Annotated in this window: 16 protein-coding genes; 7 read left to right on the top strand and 9 right to left on the bottom strand. The window is 51.1% G+C overall.

Features of this window, described 5'->3' with window-relative positions; translation table 11 throughout:
• Positions 1-475: 475 nt before the first annotated feature.
• The 7 genes from S1OALGB6SA_RS06265 to phoU all read left to right on the top strand — a co-directional run bounded on the left by S1OALGB6SA_RS06265 (position 476) and on the right by phoU (position 7,421).
• Positions 476-1,183, top strand: a complete 708-nt coding sequence (locus S1OALGB6SA_RS06265; protein WP_124032893.1) for a response regulator — start codon at positions 476-478, stop codon at positions 1,181-1,183.
• The gene (locus S1OALGB6SA_RS06260) at positions 1,180-2,955 is read left to right on the top strand and encodes a sensor histidine kinase (protein WP_124032892.1); all 1,776 of its coding nucleotides are present in this window, start codon (positions 1,180-1,182) and stop codon (positions 2,953-2,955) included. Before S1OALGB6SA_RS06265 ends, S1OALGB6SA_RS06260 begins: the two co-directional genes overlap by 4 nt.
• A gap of 147 nt (positions 2,956-3,102) precedes the next feature.
• Complete coding sequence (locus tag S1OALGB6SA_RS06255) at positions 3,103-4,107, top strand: PstS family phosphate ABC transporter substrate-binding protein (RefSeq protein WP_230204460.1); 1,005 nt, start codon at positions 3,103-3,105, stop codon at positions 4,105-4,107.
• Between the two features lie 3 nt (positions 4,108-4,110).
• A complete protein-coding gene (gene pstC / locus S1OALGB6SA_RS06250) occupies positions 4,111-5,013 on the top strand; it encodes a phosphate ABC transporter permease subunit PstC (RefSeq protein ID WP_124032891.1) in 903 nt (300 codons plus the stop codon).
• Positions 5,010-5,870, top strand: a complete 861-nt coding sequence (gene pstA / locus S1OALGB6SA_RS06245) for a phosphate ABC transporter permease PstA (RefSeq protein ID WP_124032890.1) — start codon at positions 5,010-5,012, stop codon at positions 5,868-5,870. The genes pstC and pstA overlap by 4 nt, the downstream gene beginning before the upstream one ends.
• Complete coding sequence (gene pstB, locus S1OALGB6SA_RS06240; RefSeq protein WP_124032889.1) at positions 5,870-6,718, top strand: phosphate ABC transporter ATP-binding protein PstB; 849 nt, start codon at positions 5,870-5,872, stop codon at positions 6,716-6,718. The genes pstA and pstB overlap by 1 nt, the downstream gene beginning before the upstream one ends.
• A 19-nt stretch (positions 6,719-6,737) precedes the next feature.
• The gene (phoU, locus tag S1OALGB6SA_RS06235; protein WP_124032888.1) at positions 6,738-7,421 is read left to right on the top strand and encodes a phosphate signaling complex protein PhoU; all 684 of its coding nucleotides are present in this window, start codon (positions 6,738-6,740) and stop codon (positions 7,419-7,421) included.
• A 32-nt stretch (positions 7,422-7,453) separates the two neighbouring features.
• Here phoU and S1OALGB6SA_RS06230 read toward each other — a convergent pair whose 3' ends face one another.
• From S1OALGB6SA_RS06230 to S1OALGB6SA_RS10215, 9 genes are all read right to left on the bottom strand, one after another.
• Entirely contained in the window at positions 7,454-8,137 is a 684-nt protein-coding gene (locus S1OALGB6SA_RS06230; protein WP_124032887.1) for a type 1 glutamine amidotransferase, read from the bottom strand.
• Between the two features lie 61 nt (positions 8,138-8,198).
• Entirely contained in the window at positions 8,199-8,702 is a 504-nt protein-coding gene (locus tag S1OALGB6SA_RS06225) for a cupin domain-containing protein (protein WP_124032886.1), read from the bottom strand.
• A gap of 112 nt (positions 8,703-8,814) precedes the next feature.
• Positions 8,815-10,146: an APC family permease gene (locus S1OALGB6SA_RS06220; RefSeq protein ID WP_230204459.1), complete on the bottom strand. Its 1,332-nt coding sequence runs from the start codon at positions 10,144-10,146 to the stop codon at positions 8,815-8,817.
• Positions 10,147-10,445: 299 nt separating this feature from the next.
• Positions 10,446-11,105: a DUF4332 domain-containing protein gene (locus S1OALGB6SA_RS06215; RefSeq protein WP_124032885.1), complete on the bottom strand. Its 660-nt coding sequence runs from the start codon at positions 11,103-11,105 to the stop codon at positions 10,446-10,448.
• Between the two features lie 2 nt (positions 11,106-11,107).
• A complete protein-coding gene (locus S1OALGB6SA_RS06210; RefSeq protein ID WP_124032884.1) occupies positions 11,108-11,506 on the bottom strand; it encodes a VOC family protein in 399 nt (132 codons plus the stop codon).
• A gap of 571 nt (positions 11,507-12,077) precedes the next feature.
• The gene (locus S1OALGB6SA_RS06205; protein ID WP_124032883.1) at positions 12,078-12,722 is read right to left on the bottom strand and encodes a hypothetical protein; all 645 of its coding nucleotides are present in this window, start codon (positions 12,720-12,722) and stop codon (positions 12,078-12,080) included.
• A gap of 3 nt (positions 12,723-12,725) precedes the next feature.
• A complete protein-coding gene (locus S1OALGB6SA_RS06200) occupies positions 12,726-13,172 on the bottom strand; it encodes a hypothetical protein (protein WP_124032882.1) in 447 nt (148 codons plus the stop codon).
• 267 nt (positions 13,173-13,439) lie between these two features.
• Positions 13,440-13,820 (bottom strand): VOC family protein, encoded by a 381-nt coding sequence (locus S1OALGB6SA_RS06195; RefSeq protein ID WP_230204458.1) that lies wholly within the window; start codon positions 13,818-13,820, stop codon positions 13,440-13,442.
• A 263-nt stretch (positions 13,821-14,083) separates the two neighbouring features.
• On the bottom strand, positions 14,084-14,254 hold the full coding sequence (locus S1OALGB6SA_RS10215) for a hypothetical protein (RefSeq protein WP_195910329.1): 171 nt from the start codon (positions 14,252-14,254) through the stop codon (positions 14,084-14,086).
• Positions 14,255-14,318: the final 64 nt, after the last annotated feature.

Here is a 14,318-nt window from a genome sequence, read left to right as displayed (position 1 = left end):
CAATTACGGGAATCATCCCAGTTATTATTGCCAGCATTCCCGTTCCAACGGTAAACCGAAGTCCAGAGTTGCATCGGGGTCAGAGCCAGTGTAAGTACCAGGGCAATAATCACATTTCTGAGCACCCCAAACCTCCAATTTAGGCCTGCATTCTCATAAGTGTAACAAGTTCTCATTGAGGTTCAATGTTTTTATTAAAAAGCACGATATTGACTCATGCCCGGTAGCGCAAAGCAACGGTTACTAAAATCCGGCGGCATGTGCTAATCTGCATAAGCTGGCGTGACGGAACCGACAGCGGCAACTTACGTTGCGGGATAGAAGCAGTTTTCCAGCCGCACTGTTTCGCAGGCTTAATCAGCGGGATATCCTGGATATTGAAAACTCTGTAAGATGCTTTATAGACTAGTTCTTGAGAATATGAGATGACCAAATCCAGCCGACTAAATGAGATTTGCTACAAATTGAGGTTCAGATGATTTCCGGGCTCATCCTTATAATTGAAGACGAAAAAGACTTAGTGGCCACTCTCGAATACAACCTGCAGCGTGAAGGATTTAAAACCCGATGCGCTTTCGCAGGTCGGGAAGCACTTTCCCTGGCCTTCCAGAATCCGGTTCCTGATATCATTATCCTCGATTTGATGCTCCCCGATATCTCCGGCGTGGAGGTTTGCCGGAGGTTGAGACAGACAGAACTCACTCGGGATGTACCGGTTCTCATGTTGACAGCAAAGGCGGAAGAGATAGACAGGGTTGTGGGTTTCGAGGTTGGCGCCGATGATTACGTGGTTAAGCCGTTTAGCGTCCGGGAACTCATGCTGCGTGTAAAGGCGATTCTTCACCGGGTGTATCCGGAGGATGAGTCCTTCGAACAGCAAGTTTTTGGTAGTCTCCGAGTAGATATATCAGCCCACCGTCTATGGGTTGACAACCAGGAGATACGCATCACCGCCCTTGAGTTCAATTTGCTCAAAACTCTTCTGCTTCGAAGAGGACGGGTGCAAACTAGAGATGCTCTGCTCTCGGATGTCTGGAGAATCCAGGCGAACGTCAGCACCCGTACAGTAGATACTCATATAAAGCGGTTGCGTAAGAAACTGGGTCGGGCAGGTGTTTACATTGAAACCATACGGGGAGTCGGCTATTGCTTTGTTGCGGAATCCGACGGAGAGAGCACTTGAAACGAAGTTTTCGCAGCAGTCTTTTTCTGACTGTTCTCATCCTGGTAGTTGTTGTGATAAGTGCCGTCTTTCTGAAATCCAAGCTGTATGCGCAATTCGAGACAGAAGCCAATTCGGAACTACTGCATTATGCCAAGGCAATGCGCGAGTTGATACTCGCTGCCCTGGGGGAAAATTCTGTTGATTCGTTGGATTCCCTGGTGGACAGATTCGGGAAAATCATTTCAAGCCGCATAACTGTTATAGCTCCCGACGGCACTCTCCTTGGCGATTCGGAGCTATCCGGCAAACGAATCCTCGAAGCGGAAAATCTCCCGGAGGTATTGGAGGCACTTTCCAAAGGCCAGGGCAGTTCCAGACGTTACAGCGCAAGTTTGAAAACCGACATTCTTTACGTGGCGGTTCCATTTCAACACGAGAACGGGTTGGGAGTCGTTCGTATAGCCAAACCGCTTCATGAAGTGAATCTTGCCCTTGCAAGACTTCGATTGTTGCTGTTTCATATCATCATACTGGGGCTGGGAATCGCGGCTTTGGTCGGCATTTTCACATTTCGCCTCATGTCGAGCCGACTCCGAAACTTGTTGGGAAACGCCAAAACACTCGCCGAGAAACGAATGAGAGGGCAAAGCCACGACATAGTTTTCATTTCTTCGAAGGGTGAAATCGGTAAACTGGCCGGTTCCGTTAATCGGATGGTTTCGGAGCTTGAACGGCTCATGTCCAGCCTGGCTCAGGAACGTGATTATTTCGAAGCAGTTCTTGAAAGCATGGAGGAAGGGATATTGGCCCTCGATGAGAACCGTCGTATAACCCACGCCAATCCCGCTCTCTTATCCCTTCTAGGACTATCCGCTGTACCCGGACGTATGTTGTCGGAAGTAATCAGATCGCCCGACTTGAACGAGCTTGTCTCCAAAGCCGCGGAGACTAACACAGTTGAATTCGAACTTCCGGGAAGGGACTCTCGTCGTTTGCAGGCAACCGTTACCCCACAGCACGCCACAGGGGGAACAGTGGTGGTTATGCGTGATGTCACTGAACTACGCCATTTGGAAGCTGTGCGCCGGGACTTCATCGAAAATGCTTCCCACGAGCTTCGGACACCGGTAAGTGTTATCCAGGCCAACGCCGAAACCTTGCTGAAAAGTGCGTTGGAGGGTCAACCCTGCGCCCTGGAATTCCTTGAAGCTCTGCAAAGAAATTCCGAAAGGCTTTCGAGCATAATTAACGATTTGCTGGATATCTCGCAAATCGAGAGGGGGCGATACATTCTTGATTTTCGTGCGATACGAATTGAAGATGTCGCCAGCAAAATCCCGGAGAGAGTGCAGGCGAGAACCATAGCGAAACGGCTCACTCTCGAAGCCGATTTGAAGCCCAATCTTCTTGTGCTGGCCGACGCAAAGGCACTGGATCAGGCTCTCTACAACCTGGTTGACAATGCCGTAAAGTATACGCCCGAGGGCGGCCATATTTTAGTCCGAGCTCGCCGAACAGGCGACAGAGTACGCATAGAAGTCTGTGACGACGGATATGGGATCGAGCCCAAACACCAGGATAGAATTTTCGAACGCTTCTATCGAGTTGATACCAGTAGATCGCGAGAGTTGGGAGGTACCGGCCTTGGACTTTCCATAGTGAAAAATTTGACGGAAGCCATGAATGGACAGGTGGGCTTAAACCACGGCCACCCTCATGGCTCAGTTTTCTGGATGACTCTGCCGGCAATGACGGGGGGGCACTATATTTTGGAAGAAGATACAAGGTAGGCGAAGAAGTCCCGCGGAAAAGAGAGCTGTTCGCTTATGCCGGAAGCGTCTGCTGATTCCAGGCAGTTTCGCCAAGAAGTCACCTGGTCGTCACAAAGCTGCCACAGGAGCATGATAGATTTACGCAACAAAAAGGAGGCTGGAATAGTGAAAAACAAGACAAACTTGGCAACTGGTATTCTATCGTTAGCAATACTGGTCGCTTCTGTAAGTTGCAATAAGGAAGAGTCGGCTCTTGTCGCCATTGACGGTTCCAGTACAGTTTTTCCTATTACCGAGGCAGTGGCAGAGGAATTCCAAAAACAGTACAAGGCTCAGGTAACTATCGGGATTTCGGGAAGTGGCGGTGGTTTCAAGAAGTTTTGCCAGGACGAAATCGTAATCAGCAATGCTTCCCGGCCTATCAAGCCTTCGGAGGTAGAACTCTGCAGAGAGAACAACGTTGAATACATAGAACTGCCTGTTGCTTACGATGGTATTGCCGTAGTGGCGCATAAGCAAGCTGATTGGATAGACTACATAACTGTTGAAGAACTGAAAAAACTTTGGGCTCCTGAGGCGCAGGGCGAGATAACTCGGTGGAATCAAATCAGATCGGATTGGCCAGATGAAGAGATACATCTCTTCGGGCCGGGAGTGGACTCTGGAACTTATGATTATTTCACCCAGGCCATCGTAGGAGAAGAGCATTCCAGTCGGGGTGACTTCACATCCAGCGAAAACGACAACGTTCTAGTACAGGGAATAGCCAGCGATGTTCAAGCGCTGGGCTTTTTTGGCCTTGCCTATTATGTGGAGAACAGAGACAAGCTCAAGATAGTGCCTGTAGACGATGGCAATGAAGAGAACGGCCCTGAACCCGTTGCACCTTCCCTTGAGACTGTGTCTAATGGCACATATCAGCCACTTTCCCGTCCGCTTTTCATTTATGTAAACAAGGAAGCAACCGGGCGGATGGTGGTGCAGGACTTCATTTCCTTCTATTTCGCCGAAGGCAGGCCTCTGGTTATGGAAGTTGGGTATATTCCACTTTCCGATCAGGACTATGAACTGGTTAAACAGCGTTTTGACAAACGCATTGTGGGATCTGTCTTCGGAGGTCAGGGATCTCAGGTAGGCGTAACTGTCGAGGAACTATTGCGCAGGCAGTAAGATATGAGACGTACTGAGAAAAGCAAACGCGCAACTTCGTTTCGTGAGCGGCTAGTGGAGTTTGGCTTGCTTGGGAGCGGTGTTCTGTCAATATTTACAACCGTGGCTATACTGACCGTCCTGGCTTTCGAGACTGTGGGATTCTTTCAGGAAGTGACTTTTGCTGAATTTTTTGGCGATACCCAATGGACGCCCTTGTTCAGCGATAAACACTTCGGAATCTGGCCACTTATTGGCGGCACATTTCTAACTTCGCTTATTGCCGTCGCGGTGGCTTTGCCACTGGGCCTGCTTGCCGCTGTCTATCTTAGCGAATTTGCGCGGGAGAGTGTGAGAAAGGCAGTCAAGCCGGCGCTTGAGGTGCTTGCCGGTGTGCCTACCATAGTCTACGGATACTTTGCGTTGGTTTTCATCACGCCTCTACTGCAGAAATTTATACCGGGACTTGCCGGTTTCAATGCTTTGAGCCCGGGTATAGTGATGGGGATAATGATTATCCCCATGATTTCCTCGTTAAGCGAGGATGCCCTCCATGCGGTGCCTGCCACCTTGAAAGAGGGATCGTACGCTCTGGGAGCAGGGAGGCTGGCGACAATTTTCCGGGTGACCATACCGTCGGCCTTCTCTGGCATAGTGGCCTCTGTCATCCTGGCGACATCGCGTGCCATAGGTGAAACCATGATAGTGGCCATAGCTGCAGGACAGCAGCCAAGATTGACATTGGATCCGCGCGTGCCCATCGAAACTATGACCGCATACATAGTTCAGATAAGTCTCGGCGATACGCCTACGGGAACTATTGAGTACAAGACTATCTTTGTCGTGGGCGCTTCTCTTTTTGCCATCACCTTTGTGATGAATATTTTAAGTCAGCGAATAGCACGTCGTTTTCGGGGGAAGATATGAGTCATTCCACTCTGCGCCGCAAGCTTGCCGAGAGGAGCTTCATTGGCCTGTGTATTGCCGCGGTTGCGCTACCCTTAATCATACTCATAGTTCTGATGGTTGATGTTGGAATAGATTCCATTGACCGCCTGAATTGGAGCTTCCTGAGCAGCTATCCTTCACGCAAGGCAGAGGAAGCAGGAATTCGGCCGGGTCTCGTTGGAAGCGTTTACTTGATTGCGCTTACCGCGGCAATGGCTCTTCCGATTGGAGTCGGGGCAGCAGTTTATCTCGAAGAATATGCCAAGCGCGGTTGGCTCGCCAACCTCATAGAAATCAACCTCGCCAATTTGGCGGGTGTCCCTTCCATAATATACGGCTTGCTCGGTCTTAAGCTGTTTGTGCGTACCATAGGACTGGGAAGAGGTTTGTTGGCCGGAGCATGCACAATGGCCCTCCTCATCCTTCCCATTGTAATACTGGCCTCGCGCGAGGCCCTGAGAACTGTGCCGCTTTCGATTCGGGAGGGAGCCTATGCGCTGGGGGCGACACGCTGGCAGACTGTAAGTCAGGTAGTATTGCCTGTGGCATTTCCGGGAATCTTGACTGGCGCTATACTCTCTGTTTCCCGGGCGATTGGAGAAGCCGCCCCCCTGATAGTAGTAGGAGCTCTGGCTTACATAGCCTTCTTGCCTGATGGAATTAACTCGCCCTTTACTGTACTTCCCATTCAAATATTTAACTGGGTTTCCCGCCCCCAGCGAGAATTTCTGGATAATGCGGCCGCGGGTATTGTGGTGCTTCTGGTGACAATGCTGCTGCTAAATGGATTGGCCATCTATCTGCGCAACCGACTCCAGAAGAGGAGGTACTGGTGATGTCGTCGGCCATCGAAGTAAAATCGGCTGCGAAAACAAACCCGAATATAAACCTGACGCTGCCGGATTCCGCAGAAAAGGAAGGTTCTCTTAAAACCAAATTTTCCATCAAAAACCTATCCGCCTGGTTTGGTAATCAGCAGGCTATCCGCGCAATCAGCATGGATATCTCCGAGAAGCAGGTAACCGCAATTATCGGACCCTCGGGCTGCGGCAAGTCCACTTTCATACGCTGTCTCAACAGGATGCACGAGCTGGTTCCCGGCACACAGGTGGAGGGACTGGTCAAATTCGATGGATACAACATATATGATAAAGGAGTAGACCCTGTTCTTCTTCGTCGACGGGTTGGTATGGTATTTCAGAAGCCGAATCCTTTTCCGACGATGTCTGTAAGAGAGAATGTACTGGCTGGGCTCAAGCTGACTAAATCCGAACAAATAAAACGGGCTCCTGAAACTGTCGAACGCGCTCTGCAACAGGCAGCTCTCTGGAGGGAAGTAAGGGATCGCCTTGACGAGCCGGGCGCGGGTCTTTCAGGTGGACAGCAACAACGACTCTGCATTGCTCGAGCCCTGGCTGTCGAGCCGGATGTGTTGCTGATGGACGAACCTTGCTCAGCGCTGGATCCTATCGCCACCGCGCGAATCGAAGACTTAATCCACGGATTGGCGGAAAGCTACACCATCATCATAGTTACCCACAACATGCAGCAGGCAGCACGAGTTTCCAACCGAACCGCATTCTTTCTGCTGGGCGAACTTGTCGAGTTTGGAAAAACAAACCAACTCTTTACCGCTCCAAAGGACAAGCGCACAGAGGATTATATCACCGGAAAATTTGGGTAGGAGGCAGGGTATTGAACAGATGAAAAAATCACACACGGATAGAATGTATGAAACTGAGTTGCGCAGACTCCGCGAACTAATCCTGCTAATGGCTGGAAAGGTGGAAAAAATGATTGCGCAGTCAGTCAAGGCTCTCGTGGATCATGACATAGGGCTGGCCAATGACACTATCGAGGCGGATCATCAGGTTAATCATGATGAAATCAAGTCCGACGAGCTTTGCCTGATTATATTGGCGAAAAGGCAACCCATGGCTTTAGACCTTCGTTTTATTACCTTGGCCTTGAAGATGGTTACCGACCTGGAGCGCATCGGAGATTTGGCGGTGAACATCGCCGAACGAGTCACAGATTTGGGATCTGAACTGCTGCTGCCCAAGCTTTACGTCGATATTCCGCGAATGGCTGCAATTGTTCAGTCAATGATTCGGGACGCAATTGACGCATTTGTTGCGGGCGACGTTGAAAAGGCACATGATGTCGTTGATCGAGACGATGAGGTGGATGAGCTTTATACGCGGATTTTCCGCGAACTGCTGGGCATAATGAGAGACGAAAGCAAAGTGAAGCACGGAATGCATATCCAATCAGTGGCCAAGGTGCTTGAACGTATGGCTGATCACTGTACCAATCTTGCAGAACAGGTAATCTTCATGGTGAAGGGCAAGGATATCAGGCATATAGGCAAGCTCGGCCAAAATTAGAAACCTGATGTTTTGCAGGGCGGCATGTGTTTTCAGCTTAGCATCAGATACGAAAGCAAATTAGCCATCAATTGATTGATTGCGGCATAGTTCTCCAGTCTATTCGACAGAATATCCTCTTCGCGCTGAACATACCGGGATGGCACCAGTTCATCCTTGCAATTGGAGACTAATTCCTGCGCCGATTCAGACGTCGTTTCCAAGTGAAACTGAAGACCGATAACGGATTTACCCATCTGAAAAGCCTGGTTTTGACACCCTGCGCTCTCTGCGATTCGTATTGCGCCCGGTGGCAGGCTGAAGGTTTCACTGTGCCAGTGGAAAACCCTGGTTGATTCAGGAAAAACAAAGGTGGTATCCGGCTTTGTTGCCACGGATTGAACCGGAAACCATCCAATCTCCTTCACGGGATTTGGAAAAACCTCTCCGCCCATGGCATTTGCCATAAGTTGCGCACCCAGGCAGATACCCAACACAGGCTTGCTGAATTCGATTACTCTGCGAACGAATTCTTTTTCCAAAAAGAGCCAGGAGAACTCATCATTAACGCTCATGGGTCCCCCTGTCAGCACCAATAGATCGATTTCGTTTGGCGAAGGCAATTTCATCGATTCACAGACTTTGGTGATGCTTATCTCATAGCCGGCGTTTTGGAGCCAGGCCTTGATACTGCCAAGTCCTTCAAAGGATGCATGCTGTAAATGGTGTGCGCGCATCTATCCTTTCCTGTTTCAGGAACAGTGAATTCCTGCCGCGAATCCGGAAACAGACATTTCCCTATCGCGTCAGTTCCGTAATCAGATTTTCAAAACTGGGATAAAGTTCGATAAGCTCATCTCGCTTGCCAGCCTCGTAATCCTGAAAATCGAAACCTGGTGTCACGGTTACTCCCAGAAGAGCAAACCTGCCCCCGAAAACCAGTTTTGAACCCTGCCATGTTCCGCCTTTTACGACATGCTGCAACTTCATATTTCCAAATAGATTCTGGCCCAGCTGTACTACTCTGCCCTGGCCATCTGCATCGAGTTCAAGAAGCTCGATTGGGTCTCCTAGATAGAAATGGAAAATTTCGTCACTGGGAAGACGATGAAGTGCAGAGAAAGAATCAGGGGTTAGCAAGTAGTATATCGCCGTGCTGGCCAGCCTGGTTCCACTGCAGGGGGGAGAAATTATATCAGCAGGAAGTTCAATCGATGATTTGTAGGTTTCAAAGTAGAATCCTCCCTCTTCAGGCAATGGTTGAAGTTTCAGTGCCCTGATTATTTCTTCCGCCTTTGTCATTGTCCACCTGAATCAGGGTTTTGTACTTTCATAAACAAGGGGATTATCTCATCAAATCTCATCTTTTGTCTGCAAAAATTTGCGCCGGCTTGATGGTGCTGTTTCTTAAATCCTAGCTTCGCGGCGGGCGGCGAACTCTGGGTGCTGCGAAGAAATGCCATGCAAGCCCCAGTGCAATGAGTCCGAGCCCGATAATCCAGATTGCCGGCTCTATCCAGAATGCCAAACCCAGGCAGCTCAATAGCCCCAGGATTGGGATGATGCGTGGAAAGAGTCGCTGCCTGGCGGGAAGCCTCAGCGCCGCAAGGTTGGTTAGCGCATAGTAGATTAGCACGGTGAAGGCGCTGAAAGACCAGGTTGTCCGGACATTGCCGATTAGAATGAGTCCGATTATCAGCGCTCCGGTTACGATAACCGCTCGACGAGGCGATTTATCATCCACATGCGCGAACCAGGTTGGCAAATCCTGGCGGCGTCCCATGGCGAGCATAACCCGTGACAGGCCTAGCAGCAGATTGAGCAACACTCCAACCATGGCTGTAATCGCCGCCATGGCGATCAGCCAGCTGATTCCGGGAACAGCGAAATTTTCCGCCACGGCTTCGAGCGGCGCGGCCGCAGTGCGAGTTGCCTCGAAAAGACCATTTGCGCCAATGACGCCCACGGAAACCGCCACGACTGATACGTAGAGAATCATGGTTAGAAGCAGGGTGATAATAATTGCCCGCGGGATGTTCCGCGCCGGATCGCGCATCTCCTCGCCCAGGGTTGCAATGCGGCCGTACCCGGTGTAGGCCACGAAGATGAGTGCGGTTCCATGCAGCAGCGCGCCGACGCCGTCTGCATCGAAGAGGGGGAAGTATCGCGAAGTAGCGTTTGCAATGGCAATCGGGGCGCCGAGAATGACAAACAGGATAAGGACAAGCAAGGTGAATAAGACGATAATCGCGTTGGTTAGCTTGCTTCGTTTCATTCCTCCCGCAACGATGGCGCTGAGCGTGGCCACAATCGCAATTCCCAGCACAATGAGGAGAATCGTGTTCTCAACACCGAAGACGCTTAGCACGTATCCTGCAAAGCCCAGCGCGGCCGTTGCTGCCGATGCCGATTTGGCACACAAAAACATCCATCCGGCGGTGAAACCGATACCTGGATTGAGGTATCGGTACCCATACTCGTAAGTGCCTCCGCTCACCGGATGGCTGGCGGCAAGCTGGGCGCTCGAGAGGCCGTTGAAGGTGGCTACGATTGCCGCCAGCACCACGGCCGTAACAACGGAAGGGCCGGCCACACCGGCGGCGATGCCGATGCTAACGAAGATTCCGGCGCCGAGGATGGAACCGAGCCCCATGAGCACGGCGCCAGGCACCCCGACAACCCGAGCCAGAGAAGCGCCTTGATGCGGGCGGGATGTCTCTCCCTCGGTGAAATTATGGATACTCAATGTGGTGGGTTCCGGTTTATCACGGGATAGGCAGGGTTTAAGCGCTTAACGGCGTCGAAGGAAGAGCGTTTGAACAGAGGAGGGCGTCCGTTGCGGCAGATTTCGATGGCACCTGCCGCCGCAATCGCGATATTTGCCGGAAGATAGCAATCGCAACCGCGAACACCACTCATTCGGGCAAAGCAGTCTGCTGGAGATTGATTGATAGGGGGCTTTGGTGTCTTAGCTGTTTCGATTTCAAGCCAGTTGTTTTGTTAAGCCGCATCTTTCGGTGTTTTACGTTCCGGCGCTTAATCGAATTATCCCACAGGAACATATGCGGCAGCTGCAATGAGCCGTTTGATATCGCGAAGTCCCACCTTGCCTTTGTAAAAATGAGCGTTCTCGTTAGCTTTCATGAGAGCTTCATAGAGCGTTTCGGGATTTGCCGCTGCCACCATGGTTGTTCTCGTGAAGCCCGCAGCTGCCAACGCCCTTGCAAAGGTAGGGCTAACCCATTGGATACGTGAGAGGTCGGAAAGCGACAGGAAATCCAGAAGGTTCTTTTTCTTGAGTCCCGCATTATCAACAAGCTTGTCGACACCGGACGAGGTGGCCTCATAGAGTTGTCGGGTGTTCCTGACACCGGCCTGGTCCAGCCTGGCTATTGTATCCTGGTCCAACCAGTCAAAAGTTTTCAGTGCCTGTGGCTTGGGGAAGAATCCCTCAACCGCGCGCCTGAGCATCGCCAGGTAGTCGGGATTTATGCCGGAATCGTCTGCCAGGGACGCGAGTGACTTTTTGCTCTTCAGACGGGTTCTTAAACCGGCGATGGATTTGATTCCAGTCTTCTTGAGAGCATCCATCTTTTTCGTCAATTCAGACAGCAGGGCTTTCTGGCTTGGAATCAAATCTGTTGTCTCAAGGCGAGTCTGGAGGTTGTCGAGGCTCGTTGAAGCCTCGTCGATGTAGTAGCCCATGCTCAGTCCCAGAAATCCGATGCTATTTCAATCAGGTTGCCTTCGGGATCGGCTATCATGGCGGAGCGCATCTTCCAGGGTTCGTCGCGGGGCTCGTAAACCTTGGTTGCTCCCTGACTTGTTATGTTCTTGAAAAAGGCATCGACGTTTTCTTTCGACCCCACATTGATTGCCAACTCGAAACTGCCGTTCAAACCCTTTGGATATGTAAGCTTTCGTCCAAGCTGTTCGTGCAGCTTCGAACGTTCATACATGGCAAAACGAATCCCTTCATGCTTGAATTCCGCGTAGGGACCTTCTCCGTTCCAGTCGATTTTCACACCGAGCACTTCCCGATAGAAAGTCACCATCGTTGTCAAATCTTCCACAGACAGGCCAATCATATTGAACTTAGTTCCCATCGAGCCACCTCATACAGTATTTCTATGAAAGCAAATTTGCATAAGTTCAAGCTGATTGTCAACTCACAAGAAGCTGTCGTTCAAATCCTTTTGAGTATGCGGGTCGATTATCGGATTCAAACTCTGAAGGCCTGCCTTCACACCAGCTTGCTGACAAGAAGGAAAGGCAGCGGCTTGTCGGATGGTGAGAACGCGAGAGCGAAATTCTGTTGTTGCCGGCATAGCGCAATGCCTTCGAAAAGTACGTGCACCGAAACGGCCGGATACTCTAACTCTCTTTTGAAAAGGGCTGTGTTCCGGCTGGTGCCTGCCGTGAACAAGCGCTGAGCTGGAATCGTGCGAACTCTCTGTCGCCAGGATTGGGAATACTGCCTGCGAGCTAAGTCGGATATCGGAAGGGGAGTCTGGTTCTCAAGCTCTGATACCGACTCCGAGGGATGGAACCTGGCCCCGTGAGTACTGCGCCGGACGCTTCGACAATCCGAGCCGGAAAGGCGCCCCCGGGTGAAGCACTGCCATAGGCCTTTTCTGCAGTTTCAGTCTATCGGCTGAAAACGCGGCGCTTCGAGAGCTAACTCACTCTTCTAAACAAGTAGGCCGGCGCCGATTTGGTGTAGCCGATGCCTCGTTTCAGTTTCCGAAGCGCTTCTTCGTTCACTTCCTTTTTGGATTCGAAGTAAGCATCGAGATTGTCCTCGCTTACGCGAAGCTGTTCGCCGCGTCTTTGAAGCACTCCGATGAATTCATAGCCGGAATTGATGAAAGCAAGCCCGGCGTCGCCATGACTGTTGTTCGCCGCGAGGATGCCGCCGATTTTCAGATAGCGCCTGCAATGCTCCGAGACGAAACCGGCGTAGAAGGAGATGAGCAAATCGAAGCTTCTCTCAGCCTCGTCTATGGCGGCTTCGTAGTTCGTTCCATGAAAAACCAGTGCCGGTTTCTGAGGGAAAATCTTGTTTTTTTCGATTAGCGCCGCAACCGCATCCGTTTCCGAGAAGAAGCGCCTGGCGTTGCGATCGATGTCCACGTACACTACCGAAGGAAACACGAAGGACGCGGTTACATGGATGAAACTGCCCGGGTAAAGAACCCTTTCCGGGTGATGCCAGGCGGCGAGGGCATCGAAGAACTCACGACGAGCCTTTTTCCCCCCATAATACTTTGTGTAGAGGTTTCCGGCCCAGTTGTCGGGCCTATTTCGGCTCTGTCGGAGCATGGATCATTTCATCTCAAAATAACGTTTGTACGCTTCCAGCAGAATCTTTCCTGTATCGGCGCTGGCAAATTTTCGGTAGAAGAAACCGAAGATTCCCGGCGCCTCGACGTTGCTTATCACCGCGCGGTGTCTGACTCGCGTTCCGAGGCTAGTGAACTCACTCAGAGCATGTACGTTCACTCTGATTATCCTTCCGACCCGGTAATCTTCGTCGAATTCCACGGTCATTCTTTCGGTTTCCATACGTTTTACGATATTCGTCCGTTTCGTCAGAATTTCTTTCTGTTTGATGGTTACCCAATCCTCGCCCTGTTCCACAAGTTCGGCTTCAGACATGTTTGGTATCAGTTTAATCACCCCGGTGAAATGCTCTCCTGGATTTTCGAGGTCGCTCTTTATGCGTTCGAGGCTGCATTCGATTTCGTTGGAACCTTCAAACCATGCTTCCATGTTCTTAACTCCCCCTTCGTTTATTCGGCCGACATATCAAAATTTCGCTTGGCGGAAAACCGAGTCCCTGGCAGGCGGTCCAGTGGAAGCGACAGCTGCCGGCTTGATATCGCATCAGGCCCCGCTTCATCTCAGGCATGGATTTCATCCCGGTTTCGAGTGCGTCCAATTTTTTTACTCTACCCGGCAGAGGGATCAAAATCAAGTCTGCCGTCTAAAGTCGCGCTTGAATCGAGCTTCGCTGATTCCCAGTCGGGAGACCCAGGTTCAGTTCCACATGTCCGATCCTATCTCAATCAGATTGCCCTCGGGATCGGCTATCATGGAGGAGCGCATCTTCCAGGGTTCGTCACGGGGCTCGTAAACCTTGGTTGCTCCCTGCCTTGTTATGCGCTTGAAAGACTCATCGACGTTTTCTTTCGAACCCACGTTGATTGACAGCATGAAGCTGCCGTTTAAACCCTTTGGATATCCGGGTACCTGCCCAAGCAGTTCGGGTAGTTTCGAACGTTCATACATGCCGAATCCTATTCCCGCATGCTTGAATTCTGCATAGGGCCCTTCTCCATCCCAGTCGATTTCCACGCCGAGAGCATCCCGGTAGAAAGCCACCATCGCTGTCAAGTTCTCCACAAACAGCCCCATCATAACGAATCTCGTCCCCATTTGCTTACCTCACTTGTTAAGCATTCTAATGTCCAACGAAGCAAAAGTCCATCTCCTCGGGGACATCGCGGTCCGTCCGCGATGTTTGGCTCAAAGCCGGCCGGCAGGCGGCGCTGCATCATGAGGAGATGTGAAGATGAGTCGACGGGACATCTTTTAGAAAAGCCTCGGCAAGTGATAGCTTTGGCTCGAAGACCGAGCGGCATTCATGCCATGGGTCGAAAGAGCAGCGTGTCGGCAGCTTACTAATTTTGGGCGCCGCTTGCATCCAACCGATTCACCGGGGATTTCAGGAGTTTTCCCAAACTTAAGAGGCTACTTTCAAAGAGATAATCAGCCCCGGCCTTCGCATCGAGAGGCAATTCTAAAAGATACCACATTGACTTGAGGCGCCATCGCGCCGCTGCCATCCGCATGACCCGCTCCCTAGGGCACCTTGTACTCTATCTTTCGGATGCGGTGGTTGCCAGTATCTGCCAC

This window comes from Olavius algarvensis spirochete endosymbiont, assembly GCA_900608495.1.
In the GTDB taxonomy this organism is placed as follows: domain Bacteria; phylum Spirochaetota; class Spirochaetia; order DSM-2461; family DSM-2461; genus UBA2779.
Note: the sequence above shows the minus strand (reverse complement) of the source record. Positions and strands in the feature narration are given on the sequence as shown.